Annotated in this window: 25 protein-coding genes; 2 read left to right on the top strand and 23 right to left on the bottom strand. The window is 67.7% G+C overall.

Annotated features, from left to right (window positions below; translation table 11 throughout):
- Positions 1-34: 34 nt before the first annotated feature.
- The 5 genes from IDT60_RS21170 to IDT60_RS21150 form a co-directional block, all read right to left on the bottom strand.
- Positions 35-1,417 carry a hypothetical protein gene (locus tag IDT60_RS21170; RefSeq protein ID WP_191082484.1) on the bottom strand — a complete coding sequence of 461 codons (1,383 nt, stop codon included), beginning with the start codon at positions 1,415-1,417 and terminating at the stop codon, positions 35-37.
- The gene (locus IDT60_RS21165; RefSeq protein ID WP_223884072.1) at positions 1,411-3,876 is read right to left on the bottom strand and encodes a type IV secretory system conjugative DNA transfer family protein; all 2,466 of its coding nucleotides are present in this window, start codon (positions 3,874-3,876) and stop codon (positions 1,411-1,413) included. Before IDT60_RS21165 ends, IDT60_RS21170 begins: the two co-directional genes overlap by 7 nt.
- A 1,309-nt stretch (positions 3,877-5,185) precedes the next feature.
- On the bottom strand, positions 5,186-5,536 hold the full coding sequence (locus IDT60_RS21160; protein ID WP_191082482.1) for a hypothetical protein: 351 nt from the start codon (positions 5,534-5,536) through the stop codon (positions 5,186-5,188).
- Positions 5,529-6,434, bottom strand: a complete 906-nt coding sequence (locus IDT60_RS21155) for a Clp protease N-terminal domain-containing protein (protein WP_191082481.1) — start codon at positions 6,432-6,434, stop codon at positions 5,529-5,531. The genes IDT60_RS21160 and IDT60_RS21155 overlap by 8 nt, the downstream gene beginning before the upstream one ends.
- Complete coding sequence (locus IDT60_RS21150; RefSeq protein WP_223884071.1) at positions 6,427-6,912, bottom strand: hypothetical protein; 486 nt, start codon at positions 6,910-6,912, stop codon at positions 6,427-6,429. The genes IDT60_RS21155 and IDT60_RS21150 overlap by 8 nt, the downstream gene beginning before the upstream one ends.
- Before the next feature lie 126 nt (positions 6,913-7,038).
- Between IDT60_RS21150 and IDT60_RS21145 the strand changes: the two genes are divergently transcribed.
- A complete protein-coding gene (locus tag IDT60_RS21145) occupies positions 7,039-7,326 on the top strand; it encodes a hypothetical protein (protein WP_191082597.1) in 288 nt (95 codons plus the stop codon).
- 9 nt (positions 7,327-7,335) lie between these two features.
- Here the strand turns inward: IDT60_RS21145 and IDT60_RS21140 are convergent, their stop codons facing one another.
- The 12 genes from IDT60_RS21140 to IDT60_RS21085 form a co-directional block, all read right to left on the bottom strand.
- On the bottom strand, positions 7,336-8,157 hold the full coding sequence (locus IDT60_RS21140; protein ID WP_191082479.1) for a Clp protease N-terminal domain-containing protein: 822 nt from the start codon (positions 8,155-8,157) through the stop codon (positions 7,336-7,338).
- A gap of 16 nt (positions 8,158-8,173) precedes the next feature.
- The gene (locus IDT60_RS21135; RefSeq protein WP_191082478.1) at positions 8,174-8,662 is read right to left on the bottom strand and encodes a Clp protease N-terminal domain-containing protein; all 489 of its coding nucleotides are present in this window, start codon (positions 8,660-8,662) and stop codon (positions 8,174-8,176) included.
- An 88-nt stretch (positions 8,663-8,750) separates the two neighbouring features.
- Positions 8,751-9,164: a hypothetical protein gene (locus IDT60_RS21130; protein ID WP_191082477.1), complete on the bottom strand. Its 414-nt coding sequence runs from the start codon at positions 9,162-9,164 to the stop codon at positions 8,751-8,753.
- 78 nt (positions 9,165-9,242) lie between these two features.
- Positions 9,243-9,683: a Clp protease N-terminal domain-containing protein gene (locus tag IDT60_RS21125; RefSeq protein WP_191082476.1), complete on the bottom strand. Its 441-nt coding sequence runs from the start codon at positions 9,681-9,683 to the stop codon at positions 9,243-9,245.
- A 3-nt stretch (positions 9,684-9,686) separates the two neighbouring features.
- On the bottom strand, positions 9,687-10,073 hold the full coding sequence (locus IDT60_RS21120; RefSeq protein WP_191082475.1) for a hypothetical protein: 387 nt from the start codon (positions 10,071-10,073) through the stop codon (positions 9,687-9,689).
- The gene (locus tag IDT60_RS21115; protein WP_191082474.1) at positions 10,073-10,531 is read right to left on the bottom strand and encodes a hypothetical protein; all 459 of its coding nucleotides are present in this window, start codon (positions 10,529-10,531) and stop codon (positions 10,073-10,075) included. The genes IDT60_RS21120 and IDT60_RS21115 overlap by 1 nt, the downstream gene beginning before the upstream one ends.
- A gap of 35 nt (positions 10,532-10,566) precedes the next feature.
- Positions 10,567-11,034, bottom strand: coding sequence for a GNAT family N-acetyltransferase (locus IDT60_RS21110; protein ID WP_191082473.1), 468 nt, complete (start codon positions 11,032-11,034; stop codon positions 10,567-10,569).
- Positions 11,031-11,471, bottom strand: a complete 441-nt coding sequence (locus tag IDT60_RS21105) for a hypothetical protein (RefSeq protein ID WP_191082472.1) — start codon at positions 11,469-11,471, stop codon at positions 11,031-11,033. Before IDT60_RS21105 ends, IDT60_RS21110 begins: the two co-directional genes overlap by 4 nt.
- Positions 11,472-11,675: a hypothetical protein gene (locus IDT60_RS21100; RefSeq protein ID WP_191082471.1), complete on the bottom strand. Its 204-nt coding sequence runs from the start codon at positions 11,673-11,675 to the stop codon at positions 11,472-11,474. It abuts the gene before it with no gap.
- 82 nt (positions 11,676-11,757) lie between these two features.
- On the bottom strand, positions 11,758-12,141 hold the full coding sequence (locus IDT60_RS21095) for a hypothetical protein (protein ID WP_191082470.1): 384 nt from the start codon (positions 12,139-12,141) through the stop codon (positions 11,758-11,760).
- A 97-nt stretch (positions 12,142-12,238) separates the two neighbouring features.
- Positions 12,239-12,508: a hypothetical protein gene (locus tag IDT60_RS21090; RefSeq protein WP_191082469.1), complete on the bottom strand. Its 270-nt coding sequence runs from the start codon at positions 12,506-12,508 to the stop codon at positions 12,239-12,241.
- Complete coding sequence (locus IDT60_RS21085) at positions 12,508-12,840, bottom strand: hypothetical protein (RefSeq protein WP_191082468.1); 333 nt, start codon at positions 12,838-12,840, stop codon at positions 12,508-12,510. The genes IDT60_RS21090 and IDT60_RS21085 overlap by 1 nt, the downstream gene beginning before the upstream one ends.
- A 90-nt stretch (positions 12,841-12,930) precedes the next feature.
- Between IDT60_RS21085 and IDT60_RS21080 the strand changes: the two genes are divergently transcribed.
- Positions 12,931-13,512, top strand: coding sequence for a signal peptidase I (locus IDT60_RS21080; protein ID WP_191082467.1), 582 nt, complete (start codon positions 12,931-12,933; stop codon positions 13,510-13,512).
- Here IDT60_RS21080 and IDT60_RS21075 read toward each other — a convergent pair.
- From IDT60_RS21075 to IDT60_RS21050, 6 genes are all read right to left on the bottom strand, one after another.
- A complete protein-coding gene (locus IDT60_RS21075) occupies positions 13,499-13,864 on the bottom strand; it encodes a hypothetical protein (RefSeq protein WP_191082466.1) in 366 nt (121 codons plus the stop codon). The two genes, IDT60_RS21080 and IDT60_RS21075, sit on opposite strands and share 14 nt — an antisense overlap.
- Positions 13,865-13,915: 51 nt before the next feature.
- Entirely contained in the window at positions 13,916-14,347 is a 432-nt protein-coding gene (locus tag IDT60_RS21070; protein WP_370590765.1) for a cytidine/deoxycytidylate deaminase family protein, read from the bottom strand.
- A 116-nt stretch (positions 14,348-14,463) separates the two neighbouring features.
- The gene (locus tag IDT60_RS21065; protein WP_191082465.1) at positions 14,464-14,856 is read right to left on the bottom strand and encodes a hypothetical protein; all 393 of its coding nucleotides are present in this window, start codon (positions 14,854-14,856) and stop codon (positions 14,464-14,466) included.
- Positions 14,853-15,098 carry a hypothetical protein gene (locus IDT60_RS21060; RefSeq protein WP_191082464.1) on the bottom strand — a complete coding sequence of 82 codons (246 nt, stop codon included), beginning with the start codon at positions 15,096-15,098 and terminating at the stop codon, positions 14,853-14,855. Before IDT60_RS21060 ends, IDT60_RS21065 begins: the two co-directional genes overlap by 4 nt.
- Before the next feature lie 3 nt (positions 15,099-15,101).
- A complete protein-coding gene (locus tag IDT60_RS21055) occupies positions 15,102-15,692 on the bottom strand; it encodes a hypothetical protein (protein WP_191082463.1) in 591 nt (196 codons plus the stop codon).
- On the bottom strand, positions 15,689-16,330 hold the full coding sequence (locus IDT60_RS21050) for a hypothetical protein (protein ID WP_223884069.1): 642 nt from the start codon (positions 16,328-16,330) through the stop codon (positions 15,689-15,691). The genes IDT60_RS21055 and IDT60_RS21050 overlap by 4 nt, the downstream gene beginning before the upstream one ends.
- Positions 16,331-16,498: the final 168 nt, after the last annotated feature.

The raw sequence follows: 16,498 nt of genomic DNA, 5'->3' as shown, positions 1-16,498 counted from the left end.
TGTTCCCGCAGGGTGTTTGAAGGGGTCGGAGCGGTCAGTATTCGACGCGCAGGCGGGGCGGAAGTTTGGCGCGGCCGCCGTTGCCGACGGCGCCGCCGAGCGGGCGGCCCTTGGTGGTCTCCGGCCGGACCGGGGCCGGGTGCGGGACGCCGGTGCCGGCGCGTCCCATCGGGGATCCGATCAGGTGGGTGTGGTCGCCGCCGCGCATCCAGTGCGGGCTCGCGGCGAGCAGCGGTGCGTTGTCGATGACGGCCATCGGGTCGAACGTTTCCCACGGGGTGAAGTCGTAGTCGCTGAGCATGTCGCGCTGGACCCAGCGGTCCGGGCCGGTGCCGGTGCCGAGAGCGAAGTCGGCGGTCAGGTTCAGGAACTCTTCGGACAGGACGTGCTCGGCCGGGAAGTATTCCTCCCAGTGGGCGATGCCGATCCGGGCGGCGGGGGAGTCCGGGCCGGTGGACGGGAACTCGCGCAGCACCTTGGCCATGCGCTTGTAGATCTCGTGCCGCGGGTCCGCGGAGGTGTGGCGTGACCGGTCCGGGTGCGGGGCGGCGATGAACAGCACAGTCAGGCCGGAGGTCTCCAGCGGCCGGTCGTTTATCAGCTGGGCCCACCGGCGGATCTTGTTCTCGAAGCCGGTAGACGCTGAGGCGGTCAGTTCGTAGGCGATGCGCATTCCGTCGGGGCGGATGAGGACGCCGTCGGCGCGGCGGTTGTCCGGGTTCTTCACGGTCTTGCGAAGCCCGGTTCCAGCAAGCAGGTCAACGGTAGCGAACTTCTCGCCCATGACCGCACCCAGCTGCAGGAACTCCGCGGCCCGCAGTGCCAGCTCGGCGGCGAGGACGTTGTGCCGGTCGTACTGGCCGCCGGAGGACCAGGGCAGGCCGCCGGTCACCGACGCCCACTCCGGCCAGGTCAGGGTCGGGGCGATCAGCTTGTCGAAGACGTCGGAGTTCGCCGGCCGGTACACGCTGTTGCGGGCCAGGCCGAAGCGGGACAGCGGGTGGGAGTAGGTGCCGAGGTCCAGCAGGCCGAGGGCGAAGGAGGCAGACAGGTTGGAGTAGGCCGGGTCCAGGAAGAGGGTGGAGCCGGTGAACGCGGCGACCTGTTCGGCGGTCGCGGTCCGCCAGGAATCCAGCACCGCCCAGGCTGCCAGGCGTTCGGCCCGGCCGCGCGGGGAGGTCAACTGCCGCAGCGCCGTCTCCTCGTCCGGGAGCAGCTTCTTGTTCACGGCGCCGACCGTCTCGCTGCGCCGCCGCGCCATCGCCTGGGTGAACCAGAACGCCTGGGACCCCGGTGCCCACAGCTGGCCCCAGTACGGGTCCTGCCGGTTGTGGCAGGCGACCTCGGCGGCGGTGCAGGCGGACGGCACGGAGGAGGCGTGCGCGGTGGATGTGGCGGTGTGGATGGCGGCTACCATGCCGGTCCTCCTGTGGTGGCGGGCGCGTAGCCCTGGGCTGCGGGGTAGCTGGGGATGTCGGCTTCGAAGTTGGGGAGCTTGACGATGAACGCCGACTGCCGGTAGCCGTCCGCCTCGGAGCGGACCACCACGTGGTACGGCTCGATGTGCTGGATGTCTTCGGTGCTGAACTCGTTGGGTCCGACGTTGGTGGAGATCTCTCCGGCGGTGCCGTAGTCGGTGTGCGCGAAGGAGATCAGGGTGGCGTAGGTGAGGAAGTTGTTGCGCAGCTGTGGGGCGAGCTGCTCCGGCCGCTGGGTGGCCAGGATGGCGCGGATGCCGTAGGACCGGCCCTGGTCGCGGATCCACGCAACGATTTCCGGGGAGGTGCCGGCCAGCAGGGAGAGCTCGTCGGCGAAGATGGACACGGACCGGCCCTGTTCCAGCCAGCCGGAGCAGTGGCGCTTGAGCGCGTTCTGCAGCGAGAACATCAGCAGCGAGGACAGCTGCTGGCTTTGCGCCTCGTCCAGAATGACCCCGGTGGTGGTGGATCCGGTGTTGATGACGATGGAGCGGTGGCCTTCCAGGACCTGGGACCAGGTGACCTTGCGGCGGGCCGGGGTCCACCAGTCCTCCAGAACCAGGAGCTGTTCGAACTTGTTCCGCGGCGCTTCCAGGAACGGGCGGCGGGCGGACTCGGTCTTGTCCTCGAAGAGCGAAGCGATCGCCGAGTAGCCCTGCTCGTAGTCGCTGTTCGGGGTACCGCGTTCGCGCAGCTTCACCGCCAGGTTCCGCAGCCCGTGGGCGAGGGTGACGGCGGTCTTATCCGAGTGGCCGGCGAGCAGCTGGAAGGCGTAGTAGATCGGGGACTTTCCGTGCGGCAGGGTCAGCTCGTCCCGGTCGTCGATGGAATCCAGCAGCGCCGCGTCGATGGCCTGGGCGGCAGTGAGGACGGCGACGATGGTTGGGAAGGATCGGTCACCGATGGCCGATTCACCGAACGTGTACTTCATGGCGTTGGTGAAGAAGTTGGCCTTGGCGGCGTTGTCACCGGGGACGGCGAAGACGTCGATGGCGGGGGTGTTCGGGTCGACGGCGTCGATGACGAGGACCTGGTCGCCGAGGGCGTGCGCCCACTCGACGTACTTGGCGGCGCCGTCGCCTTTGCTCTCGAATGCGATGAGGGCGTTGTTCTTCCCGGGGTAGCCGGGCCGGCCGGAGGGGCGGACACGTTCCAGGCAGTTCCAGCCGAACAGGGACCTCACCAGCAGGGACTTGCCGGAGCCGGGCTTGCCCACGATGGCGCATCCGAAGCGGAGCGAGGCGGCGGACAGGTAGGCCATGCCGTCATCGGTGGAGCCAAGGAGCGGGCCGATCGGCTGCAGCATTGCCGGCGGGGTGGAGCGGGCTTTGGTGGTGGCGACACCGGAGACGGCGCCGGCGTGCGGGGAGACCATGCCGACGACGACGGAAGGGCCGACGAGAAAGGAGCGCTCGTGCAGCGGGTACTGCCCGTCCTGGGCGCGAAGGAGTTTCTCGTACGGGATCTTGTTGCCCTGGGAATCCTTGGTGTGGCCGCGGACGATCTGCTCCTTGCGCGGTTTCGCCGGGGCGGTCAGCCGCTGGGCCGGGGCGGGGAAGACGCCGGTGTCGATCCGGTCGCGCAGCTTGGAGTCGGGGGAGGGCAGGCGGCCGGAGAGCCCGGCCAGGAATGCCAGGCCGAACACGGCGGCTGCGGCGAACAGGAACCCGGTCAGCCCGCCGGGAAGGTACGCGGCAACCTCGGCCGGCAGGTACGGCATGCCAATGTTCGCGGCGATGGAGGCGAGGGCTCCTGCGGCACCTGCGGCCATCACGGCGGGGCGGCGGCGGGCGAAGCGGACGGTGGTGTCCAGGTCGAAGCCTGGCATCCCGGCGGTCACCTGGGACAGGAGTGCGCGGACCTCGTCGCGGGTGGCGGCACCGGCGGTGATGGTGACGACCATGGCATTCGGGGACATCGAGTGGTGCGTCGGCATCGCGGTGCCGAGCCGGTGGGAAAGCCAGGTGGTGTAGCGGCGGCGTTCCACATCGGCGGGCTTGCGCATCGTCACCGCGACCCAGGTCCCGTCAGCCATCGCGTTGCCGAGCAGGCGGGGAAGTTCGGTCGGGTCAATGCCGGCCTGCGTCTCGCGCAGCGCCACGGAGGGACGGAATTCGAGCGTGCCGATCTCCTCGGTGTCGCCCAGTTCCCCGGGAAGCTCCGCGGGCTCGGCGCGTGCGCCAACAGTGTGTGCCAGATGGATCTCGGCCTTGTGTCCGGCGGCAGCGGCCGGAAGGATCAGGTAGCCGTTCAGGCCGGTGGAGTCACGCCGGGTGAGCAGCGTGGCGGTGCCGGTGTTGGCGACAGCGGACGCGAAAGTTCCCGCACGCTGAGTGTAGGTTGTGGGGTTTGTTTCGATGCCGCCGACGCGGGCAAGGCGGTAAATCAGCTGTTCCATGCCACTGAACATGCGCAGATTTCTGCACCGCAGCCCTACGAACCCCATATGGGCGATTTGGGGCGCTGGGGATCGGGAAAACCGCTGGGAAAACGCCCCTAAACCCCGGAAGCCGGGTTTCTGGCCCCGCCGCCTCTTCTCACCTCTACACCTGAAGGTTTGAGGCTCGTCATTTTGCAGGCTTCATCCATCTTGCCTGTCCATCCTTACCGTGTGCGGCTGGATTCCAAATCGGTCAGGGTCTGGGGAATTTTCTGCCAACAGGGTTGGCGCAGCTTCGGTGTCGCCTGCGGCGGGCCTTCAATGCCTGCCGGCGGCCATTCCGTGGGTTGACGCCATGTGGGTTGGCGTCGGTGTGGTGGCGCCTGGCGGCGGGCCTTTAACGCCTTCGGCGGTCTGCTGCGTGCATGTCACCAACGTCTGGGGTGCTTTCCCTGCCGGGGGCGGACGCCTGCGTGGCTGGCTTTGACGGGTTGGTCCAACAGCAACGGGGTTGAAGGCGCTCCGCGCCGGGGGAGTGCATCCAGCCAGCGCAGCGAGGGAACGAAAAGTCAGCGCACCGCTGACCGGAACCATGAAGCCATCTGCGGCGCAGCCGCTCCAGACCAACGAAGAGTCAGCGGCCCGCAGAACCGTGCAGCCAGCTCCCCCAGGGCGAAGCCCTGTCCAGTACAGACGCCAATGAGACGAGGAACCGCCGGCGGCCAGGCACCCACCCTGCGGCGCAGCCGCACGCCAGCACGAAGCACCAGCGAAGAGTCAGCGGAACGTGCCAGCGGCACGGGAAACGAAGAGTCAGCAGGAAGAGGGACGCGCAGCGTCCCAGCCAACGAAACGTCACCGTACCGCGCAGCGGACCGGTGACAGTGAGCGCAGCGAACAAGAGCAGAGGAACACGGCCGGGGAAAAGCACCCCGGCCGGCCACGCAGGCGTCCGCGCGCGCAGCGCGCAGCGCCCGCGCCAGCGGGAGCAAGGCGGCGCAGCCGCCAGGGAAACATGAAGAGGAACGCTTCGAAGGGAAACGGAAAGCCCCTCGTCACGGGAAGCATCACGTTACGCGAAGGGGCGAGGGGCGCAGCCCCGAGTCCTCTTAATATGCCCACACCCGGCCCCGCTCGACAGACCAGCTGACCGGCACTGCGGCTATCGCCGGCCACACCGCACCGCCTGACGGCGGCGCGAGGGGGACGCGGGCGGGGCGCTACCGCGCGGCGCGGCGATGCCGACGCCAGAGTGCGGCGACGCCGTGGATGAAGAGGGTGCCGATGGCGTTCCCCGCGCAGATGGCGAGGACGTCGAGGACGTCCATCAGCGATCCAGCGTCTTGCTTGCGATGGCCCGATCGAGACGGCGGCTCTGCTCAAGGCCAGGCGTCGTCATCCCCGGTGCGTGAGCAGCGAGCTTGAACACGTACTGCTTCAGGTCGATGAGCTCGTCATAGGACTTCCCGCGCAGCTCCTCGTCGGTGGAGCTGGCTACCTCGACGAATGCGGCTCGTTGTTCCAAAGGCTCGTACAGGAAATGACGGATCCCCAGGAATCCGGCGACGGCGAGGACGCCGACCACGATGCCGACGCCCAGCGCGTTCAAGCTGCGGGTGAGGATGGGTGACGGCGCGGGCTCGCGGGTTTCGGTGTCAGTGCCGGTCTGCTCAGACAAGGCTGGCTCCTTCAGGGGTGGGTGTGCTGGATTCGCCGCGCTGCCGCGAGGACAGGACACGGGAGGTCACGCGGACCCGGTCGTAGCTGACGGTCCTGCCGAGGATGACGTCGCGGCCGTCGGCGTCCTTGCCGCGGTGTTCGGTGGTGACTGGCGTGGCGATGCGGATGACAATCTCGTAGCCGGAGGAGTTTTTCCGGAACTGCTCGGCGGCGGTGAACGCGTCCGGGTAGCTGGCGAAGGAGCCCCAGGACTTGAATCGGTTCTCCGGCAGGGCGGCGCCGACGTCGAAGAACTCACCGTCGGTCAGCTGGAGCGGGAACGGTGCGATCTCCTGACCGGGGTGCGCGGCCTCTGCGGTGGCCAGGTCGGGGTAGACCTTGCCGCCGTTCTTGAAGATGGACTTGCCCACCGGCACGTACACGCCGAACGTCCGCGCGGCGGTCGGGGACGGAGCCGGGGTGGAGTCGCGGATTGCGGCCTCGACCTTCAAGTCTGTGATGCCCAGGTCCGCGAGTAACTGTCCGGCGGTGCTGGAGCTGTTGCGGGCCAGGCCGGCGAGCAGATGCTCTGCCCCAATGTGGTTGGAGCCGAGCATTATCGCGGAACGCAGCGCGTACTCAAGCACCTGCTTGGTGTTCTGAGTGAAGGGGAGGTGCCGCGGGCTGGGTTCGTTTCCGTCGGTCAGGCGGCCCAGGACGAAGTCGCGGACCAGCTGCGGGGCAGTGCCGAGAGCCGTGAGGACGTCGAGTGCCTTCGCTGCCTGGCCCTGCCCGGCGGAGGAGGTCACGCCGAACAGCAGGTGCCCGGTGCCGATGTGGTCGTGGCGGCAGTGGCGGGCAAAGAGGCTGGCGAGCCGGAGAACCTCGCGGGCGTCGTCGGTGAAGTTCTCAAGCATGCGCTGACTCCTTTGCGGGCGTGACGACGAGGGGGAATTGGTCGGCGATCTCCTCGGTGCTCACGGAGACCTTCCCGAAGGCATTGCGGACCCAGCGGATCTGGCCGTCGACGGTTGCCTTGTGCAGGCTGCCGTGGGTGCGGGTCAGGATGTAGCGTCCGTCCTCCAGGGCGTCGGCTTCTTCGGCGGTGACAATCTCCACGGGCACCGGTTCGCCAAGGTGCAGCTCGGTGGCGGTCTCGATTTCGGTGTTGGAGATGGACACGTCGTAGCCACCCACAGGGTAGGCGCCGTAACCTTCGACAACGACGCAGGACCAGCCGCCTTTGTGGCTCCGGAACGGAACGACAACAAGCCCGGTGCGGGGAAGCTTCAGGATCAGTCCCTGGGCCTGGTGCGTGTAGCGGCGGCGGGGCAGGGACGCGCAGTAGTCGTTGGTGGACAGGCCGTCGGCGGTCGGGTCGGGTGCGTGCGTCATAGGACTCATGTGTGCGGAGGTGCGCCGGCCGCTCACCGTCCGTGCAGGTCTTGGTCGGTGGTGCTGTTCGACATAGCATGACGAAGCCGGGCAACGGTCCGGCACCACGAACGATGGGGAGCGCAAATGGCCACGGGAGCCAAGCACAAGGTCTTGACCGAAGTTGCTGTCGCAACAAGCGGAGACGAAGAGCGACCCTTCTACAAGGATTGCCGCTGCACCATCGGTGAAGACCACAAGGCCAACGAGATCTTCATCAGCCAGTTCGATCCGGACGAGGATGAACTCGATGAGGTTGGCGAACCGCTCGACGTTTACCAGGCAGCGGACATCTGGCGCTCAAATGGCGAGGATGCCGACTACACGTTCGGGTACGGCGAGGACGAACTTCGCGAGGCCGCCGACGAAGACTGAGCCGTTCGGCTACCCGTCAGCCGGGGACAGGACTTCGAGGCGCTCACGCAGCGGCACGAGTTCCCATTCGATGGTCTCGGTGATGACCACGTCGGTGCCGGCGGCGGTCCGTGCGGTGACGGGCGTGATCTTCGGGACGCCGATGAAGATCCGGGCGCCGCTCCGGGCGGCAGCCGACCGGGCCTGGTGGTAGTCGAGGTACCGGCCGGTGTCTTCGGGTTCGGCGTCGAGGCAGGCAAAGTATTCGGCCTGGTGGAGGGCGATGCGGATTTCGTGGACCACCTGGCCGTCGGTCGCGTCTTCGGCGGCGGCTTCTGCGCTGATGCGCAGCGGGTTCACGTCGCAGCGGCCGCCCTGGTCGGCGGCGGTGAATCCGTGGAAGAGGAGTCCGGCGGTGTAGGAGCTGGCGAAGCCGGCGCTAATGGTCCGGGCCAGGGCCGGCAGGGTGATGCCGAGTTTTTTCAGCGACTGGCTGGCAACGGAGTCCTCGTTCTTCAGGATCGCCAGGGCCAGGTGTTCGGGAGCAACGTACCCGTGGCCGGCGTGACGGGAGATCTCATCGGCCTGGCGCAGGATTTCGCGGGAGCGCGGCGTGAACGGTGAGTGTCCGGTGGGGGCGGTGTTCCCGCGGCCGATGATCTCGAGGACCTTGTCGCGGACGGCGTCGTAGGTGATGTCCTGCCCGCGCAGGGTGTCGCCGGCGGTGCCGCCGTCCAGGGTCAGGGCCAGCAGCAGGTGCTCGCTGCCGACGTAGCCGTGGGAGAGTTCGCGGGCTTCGCGCTGGGCGATGACGATGATGTTGCGGGCGTTCTGGGTGAAGCGTTCAAACATGGTCGGTCCTCTCGGGTCAGGCGGACAGCGTGAAGCCGGTCTCGGGCTGTTCGACGGGTGCGTCCGGGGCGGTCATCAGGTCGATGACGCGCTCGGTGACCGCGGCCGGTGTCGTGCCGCAGGACAGGATCGTGTGTTCGGTGACGGGAACCTGGGAGGTGTCCTCGGCGAGCAGGGACAGCAGGATGTGGTTGGAGTCGATGAAGTTCACGCCGGAATCCAGGGCGATGCGCAGGGCCTTCATGAGGGCGGAGCGTGCGGCGGGCAGGAACGGGATGTGCCCGCTGACGGGGATGGTCCCTTCGCCGACGGCTTCGATGACGTGCGTCCGGGCGGCGTCGTGGGTGATGCCGAGGCCGGTCAGTGCCTTGCCGGCGGGTCCGCGGTCGAGGGTGAGGGCGAGCAGCAGGTGCTCGGTGCCGATGTAGGTGTGGTGCAGGGAGCGGGCCTCCTCCTGGGCGAGGACGACGGTGCGTCGGGCGGAGGCGGTGAAGCGTTCGAACATGGCGGGCGTCTTTCAGGGTCGGGTGGAGGTTTCGTTGCCACCCATGTGTGCGGCAGCCGGGGCGCCCCTGCCCGCCGGGGTTCCGGCGTCAGGCGGCGGTGAGGCCGGTCCGCAGGTCGGCGTCGGCGGCTTCGATGAGGGTGCCGTAGGCGATGAGGATTTCCAGTGCTTCGGTGGCCTGCCTGGTGTGGTGGAAGTAGCGGCCGTAGGCGTTGGCGGTGTCGTCGCGCAGGGCCACGGCGGTGTCGATCATCCGGTCGATGGCGTGGATGTCCCGTGCCGAGTCGTTCAGTCCGCGGGGCGCTCCGGCGGCGATGAGTTCACGCAGGGTCCCGGTGGCTGCTTCGGCTTCGGAGGCCAGGTCCTCGTGGGTGTCGTTGAAGGCGTCGATGCTGAGCCGGTGGTAGATGTCCAGGACCGCTGCGAGGGTGACGGTGTCGCGCATGGTGTCGATGCGCCGGGCGGTCTGTTCGGCGCTGATGGTGGCGTAGCGGGAAGGCACGGGAAGCTCCTTGGGTGAAGGCCTGCTGATGCCCTTCATGTGTGCGGAGCGGCGGCCGCGTCTGCCCGGTGGGCGGGACTACGAAGCTGGCTGGGGCACGAGCAGCCGGTCGACGCCGGACATGGTGGCGCCGTGGGCCAGCAGGACCTTTGCAGCGATGCCTTCCCGTTCGGCGGCAAGGCCATAGAGCAGGTGGCGGGGGCTGGTGCTGCCGGCCCCGAGCCGGGCAGCGCTGCGCATGGCAATGTCCAGGGCCACCCTGGCCCGCGGAGTCAGGTGCGGGTTCCCGCCCTCTTCGGGTGTGCCTGCCGGAAGGACGTCTGCGATGCCGGCGTTGACGGCGGCGCAGCTGGTGCCCAGGGTGTCCAGGATCCGGCAGGCATCCGAGGTGCTGCCGTCGGTGAGGGCGAGCAGCAGGTGTTCGGTGCCGACGGTGGCATGGCCGCGCCGGGCCGCTTCAGCCTGGGCGAGGGTGAGTGCTGCGGCGGCGTCACTGTCGAACGCAGGCAGGTGGGTCATGGGTCAGCCTTTACGGAGCGCGGTGTGGATGGCGTCGCGGAGCTTCTCGTCGTCGGCCTCGCAGTTCTCTGCATGCCGGGCCAGCAGGGTCGCTGCCTCATTGGCCAGGTGCAGCTGGGGCGAGGTGTCCCCGAGCAGGTCGGCGGTCAGGGTGCAGAAGTCGTCGGCCAGATGGGCGAGCTTGAAGGCGTCCTCCACCCGGCGGGCGGACTCCAGGTACCCGGTCGGGGCCGGGGCGGACATCTGCTTCCGGATGTCGATGCTCAGCTGCCAGCCGGCGGACTGCTGCCTACCGTGGCTGCGGGCGGAGTAGCGGCTGCACGCCTGCTGGCACAGAGCCAGGACATAGTCGAGCCCCGGGGTGCAGAGCTCTCCTCCGGCGGCGCCCATCAGTCACGCTCCGACAGGCGCAGACGGTCAGCGAGGGGCTGCGGCTGCCAGGTCAGGGATTCGCCGATGACCACGGTCTCGCCGTCAGGGTCTTGGGCCAGGACTTCGGTGCGGGTGGGCACCATGACCTTGATCTCGGCCCGGTGGCCGCGCGGTGTCTCGGCCATCACCGTGTAAGCGTCCGCGTAACTGGTGAACGAGCCGACGCTGTAGGCGCTGGTCCGGCTGTCGCGGCCGGTACGGAAGACGGTGAAGAACTCATCGACGGCGAGGTCGAATTCGACGGCGCGCATGGGTGCCCGCCGGTCGCCGTCCTTCCGGCAGATCGGAGCTGACGGGTAGACCTCGGAGCGCGGGTGCGGAGCGAAGGTCTCCCCGGCGGGGCCTTTGACGACATCCTTGGGGAAGATGTTCATGTGGCCGCGGACGGTGGTGCCGGTGCGTGCTTCGATGCTCATGGGCAGCCTTCTGCAGGAGGGACGGCGGACGGGGATCAGGCGGGGACGGCGGCCGGTTCCGGCATCAGGACCCACGGCATGTAGTCGGTGCCCTCAAACACGAAGCCGCTGCGCTGCTGGGCGCCGGTGCGTTCCAGGTAGCGGTGTACGGGTGAGCCGACCTCGGTGACGGCGACCGGGACGCGGCCGGTGCGGGCAGCGGCGGACAGGGCCAGGTTCATCAGGCGGAACGCGACCGGGGTGCCGCGCCAGGACGGGTCCACGAGCAGCGCGCCGATTTCGATGGAGTGCGGGACGTACTTGTCCCAGTTCATGCCGATCCGGCCCCATGGGAGTTCGCCGATGATGACGCCGCCGATGAAACCATCGAGGGTGGCGGTCAGGACGAACTGGGCGTTCTCAAGCCGCCGGCGGGTCAGGTACTTCCCGGCGAGGTGCTCGATTTCGCCGCTGTCAGCCAGGGCTGCGGGGTTCGGGTGGAACTGGTAGAGGATCTCGCTCATCGGGTTGCGGCTTCTTTCGTGATGGCCCCGTCGGGGTTGGTGTGGTCGGAGATGGTGATTGCGACGACGTCGAAGACCGAGCCGTCACCCCTCCGCTTGCTTCTGGCGCGCTGGGACTCGGCCAGGGAGCGGGCGGTATCGAGGTCGTGGATGGTGTGGTCGATGCTCCGGTGCCCCGGGGCGGTGAGGGACGCCAGTGCATAGCCGAGGGCGTTCGGCGGGTTCAGGTGGCCCAGCGGTGTTCCGGTGGCCGGGTCCTGGTCAAGGACGGTGACGACGGCGACAGTGAACTCCATGTCGGGCACGTCGGTGTTGGCCAGGTGCTTGGCTGCCGCATCACGGGCAGCGGCCATCGAGCCGAGGAGCCCGGTGGAGGTGAGGTCCCATTCGGTGTCTTCGGCACGCCAGAGGAGGACGAAGTGCGCGGGGTTGTCCACTCAGCTCACCGGTTCCCAGCGGACGGTGGCGGGCAGCACCAGGCCGGTTTCGTCGGAGACGGTCCGGAAGGTGCCGGCGTCGGGCCCGGTGAGGACGCCGAGCAGGTTCGGGTCGATGACCTGCATGGGGGTGTCCGTGTCGTCGACGATGATCGTGTCGGGCGACAGTTCGAGGACCTCAGACCGCTGGGTGATGGTGCGCATGCGGGTCATGTGTACGGGGCGGGCCCGAAAGCTCACCACGGGATGGCTGCGGGATCCCTCCCTCGGCCAAGGTCAGGCGGGGTCAGTCCCGGGCGCGCTGCGTCAGGTCGGGGGTCCAGGGTCCGGCCGGTGCCGGGTACGCTGCGGCGTGCATCTGGGCGATCGTGAACCGGTCGGTGGTCAGGGCACGTTCTTCGTCGCTGACCGGGGCCGCTGCCAGGGAGGCCAGGATGGCATCACTGTCACCCTCCTGGACCTTGCGCAGCGCTGCCGCCATCTCAACGGCGTGGTCGCTGGCGGCCTTGAGATCGGTGATCTCGCCGGCGCCGGGCCGTGCCTGGGAACGGGCCTCCAGGTACAGGTGGGTGTAGCGGCGGCGGGCGGCGGTGTAGCGGTCCTCGGCCAGCTCGGTGGCGCGGCGGATGTCCTCAGGGGTGGTGGCAGGGGCGAGGGCATGGCCGGGCATGGTGGTTCCTTCCGGAGGGTGGGGCCGGGAGACCGGCGCCCCTTATCTTAGGGCACCGGCCGGGCGTTCCGCCTCCGTTGCGGGTGATACCCGCAGGTCAGCTTGACGGTTCGGTTGCAGCGTCCCGGGTGGCGGCTTTAGACGCTGCGGCCCGGTCCTTGTAGACCGTGTCGAGATCCTTGGTGACCCACTCCAGCGAATGGGCCAGGGTGTGCCCGTCCCGGTGCCCGGCGGCGTACGCCTGGGCCAGTGCCTCGCGGATGACGAAGACTGTGTTCGAGGCGGACGGCTGGGGTGAGGAGATTTCCCGGACGATCGCCGAGACCTGCTGCTCAAGGACCGGAGGCATCGCCGTGTAGGTAGCCATCAGGCGCCCAGGACTTTCAGGGCCCGGCCCAGCATTTCCTTGGCGATCTCCTCCATGGCCTTCTCGACGTCCTCGGGGTTGGTGGTCGGGTTGGCGCGGCGCAGCCACTCGTCCGGGGTGAGGTCGACCAGGGTGGTCCACTCGTACTTGTCGGAGAGGATGGCGACCGTGGCCCGGGCGTCTTTCAGGTGCGGGGAGTTGACCAGGCGGATCTGCAGCACGGAGGCGCGGGACGGCTGGTGGTCGCGGGCGATGTCGGTGTGGACGATCTTGGTCATGCGGGAGGCGAGGTGTTCGCGTCCGAAGCTGGAGTCAACGAGCTGAACGGTCATGGGCTGCTTTCGTGCTGGTGGTGGACGTTCTTCGACCGCATGTGTGCGGCGCAGCCGTGCCGCCTCCCCGCTGGCCGCACACAGGAAGGAGTGACCATCCCAGCGGCAGCACCCCGAACGGCATCGAAGGCATCGGCCGGGGTGCTGGGCCGGATCGGCTCGGTGGCTGTAACCGTGATTCTGGCCGCGGTGCTGGCGGTCTTTGCCGCGACGACCGTGTACCCGGCGCTGACGGGGCGGCTGACGATGACTGTGCTCACCGGTTCCATGGAACCGGCCCTGCCGCCTGGGTACATCGTGGTCTACGCCGTGGTGGACCCGGGCACGCTGAAGCCCGGCGATGTCATCGCCTACCGGCCGGAGCCGGACACCACGGGCGGCGTGCCGATCACGCACCGGGTCGTCTCGATCGACTCACCCCGGGGGATCATCGTCCAGGGCGACGCGGTGCCGCTGCCGGACGCTCCCGTGCGTGCTGACCAGGTGGTCGGGAAGATGGAGTACTTCATCCCATATGCCGGATACCTGAAGGTGCTGATCTACCGTCTGGGCGGGCTGGGAATCCTGCCCCTTGTCGTGGGCAGCCTCTTCGCCTACTGGATCTGGCTGTGCACCAGTTCGCTCATCGACATGGTCCGCAAAGCCCTGGCCCGGCGGGTTACGACAGGCTGAGGAACTGGAGCCGGCTCGCCAGGGGGATCGTCTTCCACGTGGTGACCCGGTCAACAGCCTTCAGCGACCGGTCTGCCTGCATCACCGTGATGGTCTCGACGGTGTCCGGGGACATGATGGCGATCTCGCCGATCCCACCGTCGATACCGAGGCCGCCGGCTGCCTGGTACGCCATGGCGTAGTCGGTGAAGTTGCCGGCACGGCGGCGGCCCTCACTCTTGTCGCCCTCCTCGAAGACCGTAAAGTACTCCTTGCGGTCGAGCTCGAACGAGACGGCGTCAGCGCCGGTGCCGGGTGCGCTTGCAGGGTGGACGGCGGAGTGGCCGGGTTTTACGTGTCCGAAGAATTTCATGGTACCCATGTGTACGGACTCAGGGATTGGGGTCTTCACGCGTGGGCGCTGCTACTTCAGCATGTGGCCGCCGCCGGGCCATTCGACCCTGGCCAGCGGTGTCCCCAGGATCAGTTTCCAGCAGCCGTCGCACGGTTTCTTCGTCGTGGTGAGCGTCGAACCGTCCATGTCCGCCCAGCTGGCACGGATGATGGCGTTGGCCTCGGCGTGGATGCTGATGCACGCGCCCGGGCCGGTGTCGTAGGAGCTGCCGTAATCCTTGCCGACCCTGGCCCGCGGGCAGGCGCCGCTGGTGAGGCAACCGGGCATTCCTGAAGGAGCCCCGTTGTAGCCGGTGGCGACAATGCGCATGTCAGCGGTCATGATGACGGCACCGACCTGTGCCCGCGAGCAGTCGGCGCGGGCAGCAACTGCCGTCGCGATGCCCATTGCCCAGTCGCTCCGTGGCGGTCGGGGATCCGAGCCGGGGTTGCTGTCTGCCATGGTGGCGAGCTGTTCGGTCATGGACGCTATGTGTGCGGACGCTGACGTGTCCCTCAACACGAAGAAGGCACCCGGCTGTTGAGCCAGGTGCCTTCGGTCCAGAGACACTGTTCGGATCAGGAGCCGCTGTCCGCCTGTGCTTTGCCTCCGGATGCGGCCTTGATCTCGGCCATCACATCCCAGGACTTCTCGGGGTCGTCGAGGTCACCGAAGCGTGCCATGTGGGAGGTTTTCTCACCGAGGGAAGCGGCATGCTCCAGGACAGCGTCGTGGCTGCGGTGAGCAAAGACCCGTTCACCGTCCTTGAGCAGGCGGTAGAGCCCGGCTTTCATATCGCAGTCCAGAACGTAGTCCGGCTCGTGCCGGCGGCCGATCTCCTCGCGGGAGATGACCTTGACGTCCCGGCGGTCTTCGCCGAAGTAGGGCCCGTCCGTGTCGTCCTCAAACCCGTCCGGGGACAGCTGGACGGTGAACTCGACGGTTTCGCGGTAGGTAACGAAGTCGGTCATGAGGCCACCTCGCCCGGTTCGACCGCTTCCAGTTCGCCCTTGAGGAACCTGAAGGGGAACGGGGCCACGTCCTCGGGCGGGCTGTCCAGGGTCACGTCATCGTAGCCGCCATCCCAGTCGCGCGGATGGAGCACCGTACCTTCCAGACCCACCCACTTCTGCAGCTCCGGCTGCAGCTCGCCGTCGACGGTGGCGTACCCGGCGGTGACGCGGATCCTCTGGCCTCTGTGAAATTCGCTCATGGTCTAACCCTTGATGAGAGTGAAGGCCGGATCGGCACCGATCTTCATGAAGTGGACGAGAAGCTGTGCCGAACTGTATTCGCCCTCGTAGCCGGGCTCCTGCCAGAAGTTCACTCCATCATGGCGTGACGAGGCTGTGCGCAGCGGTCCGCCGTCGGGCATGATGCACAGTGCCGTGAAGGCTTCCTCGGAGTTCAGCTCTTCCAGGGTAGTCAGCACCTTCGGACCGGCCGGAACCAGGTTTTCCGGCTCCCGGGCGACCAGCATGAAGCGCGCTTCATCCCCCATGTTGGCGAAGTCGGCGAGCAGCTCGGCGGACGTGAAGAAGTGGTCGGCGCCCATCGCGGTCCACTCGTTCTGGCCGTCCCTGGTGCGGCTATAGAACCCGTAGGCTGCGGAGCCGTCCTCCGTGACCAGGCACAGCGCCTTGGAGGCCTCCTCGGAGTCCAGTTCCTCAACGGTGGTCAGGACCTTCGGGGCGGTCTTGTCCAGGATTTCCCGGACCTTCTCGACCGCGGTGTAGAGGGGAGCGCCGTCGTAGGCGAAGTGCTCGAACTCTTCGAGCATGGCAACAAGCTCGGTACGCAGGCTCATGCTGCTGCTCCTGCCAGTTGAAGGGAAAGGGATGCGGTGTGCTCGCGGTACCGGCGGATGCCGTCGACGATCGCGTGCAGGCAGTACAGGAAGTGGTGGCTGTAGGCAGTCAGCCGCCAGTCGGTGACGTCGTAGAACGTGAACCCGCCGTGGCTGAATTCCATCGCCGCGGTGATTGCCAGGGACATGTCGCCGGCCGGTCCGTATTCGTCGAGGAGCTCTTCGCGGATCTCGCGCCAGACGTCGGCGGGGTTGTCCAGGTTCTCCCGGCTGTTCCAGAACTCCTCCAGCACGTGCTGGACGAAGATGTCTTTGGAGTATTCGCGGGCCGGGCTGTTCACGTCCTGGGCCTGGAGCTTCTCGGCCCAATACTGGGGGTTGATGCGGCCGCCGCTGTTCTCGAAGAAGGCGAGCATGTCCTCGCTGCGGGAGAACACGTAGGTGCCCATGTCGCCGCGGATCGTCAGCTGGCCGGGGGCGGTGATGATGTCGTACCAGTACATCCCGGTGCCGGGGGCGCGGAAACGCAGGTGGCGGTAGAGACCCTGGTCGAGGGCAATCTCCATCACGTGATCGCTCGTGTCGATCTTGAACATCGTCAGGGCGTGCTCTTCGGCGTTGCGTTTCCTGGTAACCATGGCCCTCATGTGTGCGGAGGTGCAGTGGCTGCTCACCGCAAAGCCGGGATGCCGTGGTCCTCAAAACACATCCCGGTCGGGGGCATGTACATCCGCGGGCTGTCAAGTATTCTTGGTCCGGCGCGGCCCCGTGGGATACCCGTGGATCCTGCGCTCTTTTCGACGACA

It is taken from the genome of Pseudarthrobacter sp. BIM B-2242 (assembly GCF_014764445.1).
GTDB lineage: Bacteria > Actinomycetota > Actinomycetes > Actinomycetales > Micrococcaceae > Arthrobacter > Arthrobacter luteus_A.
The sequence above is the reverse complement of the archived record's forward strand: the minus strand, read 5'-3'. Positions and strand labels throughout refer to the sequence as shown.

Coding starts and splice junctions, on each gene's coding strand:
- IDT60_RS21170 (WP_191082484.1), bottom strand. CDS start 1,417: ATGGTAGCCGCCATCCACACCGCCACATCCACCGCGCACGCCTCCTCC.
- IDT60_RS21165 (WP_223884072.1), bottom strand. CDS start 3,876: ATGGAACAGCTGATTTACCGCCTTGCCCGCGTCGGCGGCATCGAAACA.
- IDT60_RS21155 (WP_191082481.1), bottom strand. CDS start 6,434: ATGCTTGAGAACTTCACCGACGACGCCCGCGAGGTTCTCCGGCTCGCC.
- IDT60_RS21150 (WP_223884071.1), bottom strand. CDS start 6,912: ATGACGCACGCACCCGACCCGACCGCCGACGGCCTGTCCACCAACGAC.
- IDT60_RS21145 (WP_191082597.1), top strand. CDS start 7,039: ATGGCCACGGGAGCCAAGCACAAGGTCTTGACCGAAGTTGCTGTCGCA.
- IDT60_RS21140 (WP_191082479.1), bottom strand. CDS start 8,157: ATGTTTGAACGCTTCACCCAGAACGCCCGCAACATCATCGTCATCGCC.
- IDT60_RS21135 (WP_191082478.1), bottom strand. CDS start 8,662: ATGTTCGAACGCTTCACCGCCTCCGCCCGACGCACCGTCGTCCTCGCC.
- IDT60_RS21125 (WP_191082476.1), bottom strand. CDS start 9,683: ATGACCCACCTGCCTGCGTTCGACAGTGACGCCGCCGCAGCACTCACC.
- IDT60_RS21120 (WP_191082475.1), bottom strand. CDS start 10,073: ATGGGCGCCGCCGGAGGAGAGCTCTGCACCCCGGGGCTCGACTATGTC.
- IDT60_RS21115 (WP_191082474.1), bottom strand. CDS start 10,531: ATGAGCATCGAAGCACGCACCGGCACCACCGTCCGCGGCCACATGAAC.
- IDT60_RS21110 (WP_191082473.1), bottom strand. CDS start 11,034: ATGAGCGAGATCCTCTACCAGTTCCACCCGAACCCCGCAGCCCTGGCT.
- IDT60_RS21100 (WP_191082471.1), bottom strand. CDS start 11,675: ATGCGCACCATCACCCAGCGGTCTGAGGTCCTCGAACTGTCGCCCGAC.
- IDT60_RS21095 (WP_191082470.1), bottom strand. CDS start 12,141: ATGCCCGGCCATGCCCTCGCCCCTGCCACCACCCCTGAGGACATCCGC.
- IDT60_RS21090 (WP_191082469.1), bottom strand. CDS start 12,508: ATGGCTACCTACACGGCGATGCCTCCGGTCCTTGAGCAGCAGGTCTCG.
- IDT60_RS21085 (WP_191082468.1), bottom strand. CDS start 12,840: ATGACCGTTCAGCTCGTTGACTCCAGCTTCGGACGCGAACACCTCGCC.
- IDT60_RS21075 (WP_191082466.1), bottom strand. CDS start 13,864: ATGAAATTCTTCGGACACGTAAAACCCGGCCACTCCGCCGTCCACCCT.
- IDT60_RS21070 (WP_370590765.1), bottom strand. CDS start 14,347: ATGGCAGACAGCAACCCCGGCTCGGATCCCCGACCGCCACGGAGCGAC.
- IDT60_RS21065 (WP_191082465.1), bottom strand. CDS start 14,856: ATGACCGACTTCGTTACCTACCGCGAAACCGTCGAGTTCACCGTCCAG.
- IDT60_RS21060 (WP_191082464.1), bottom strand. CDS start 15,098: ATGAGCGAATTTCACAGAGGCCAGAGGATCCGCGTCACCGCCGGGTAC.
- IDT60_RS21055 (WP_191082463.1), bottom strand. CDS start 15,692: ATGAGCCTGCGTACCGAGCTTGTTGCCATGCTCGAAGAGTTCGAGCAC.
- IDT60_RS21050 (WP_223884069.1), bottom strand. CDS start 16,330: ATGGTTACCAGGAAACGCAACGCCGAAGAGCACGCCCTGACGATGTTC.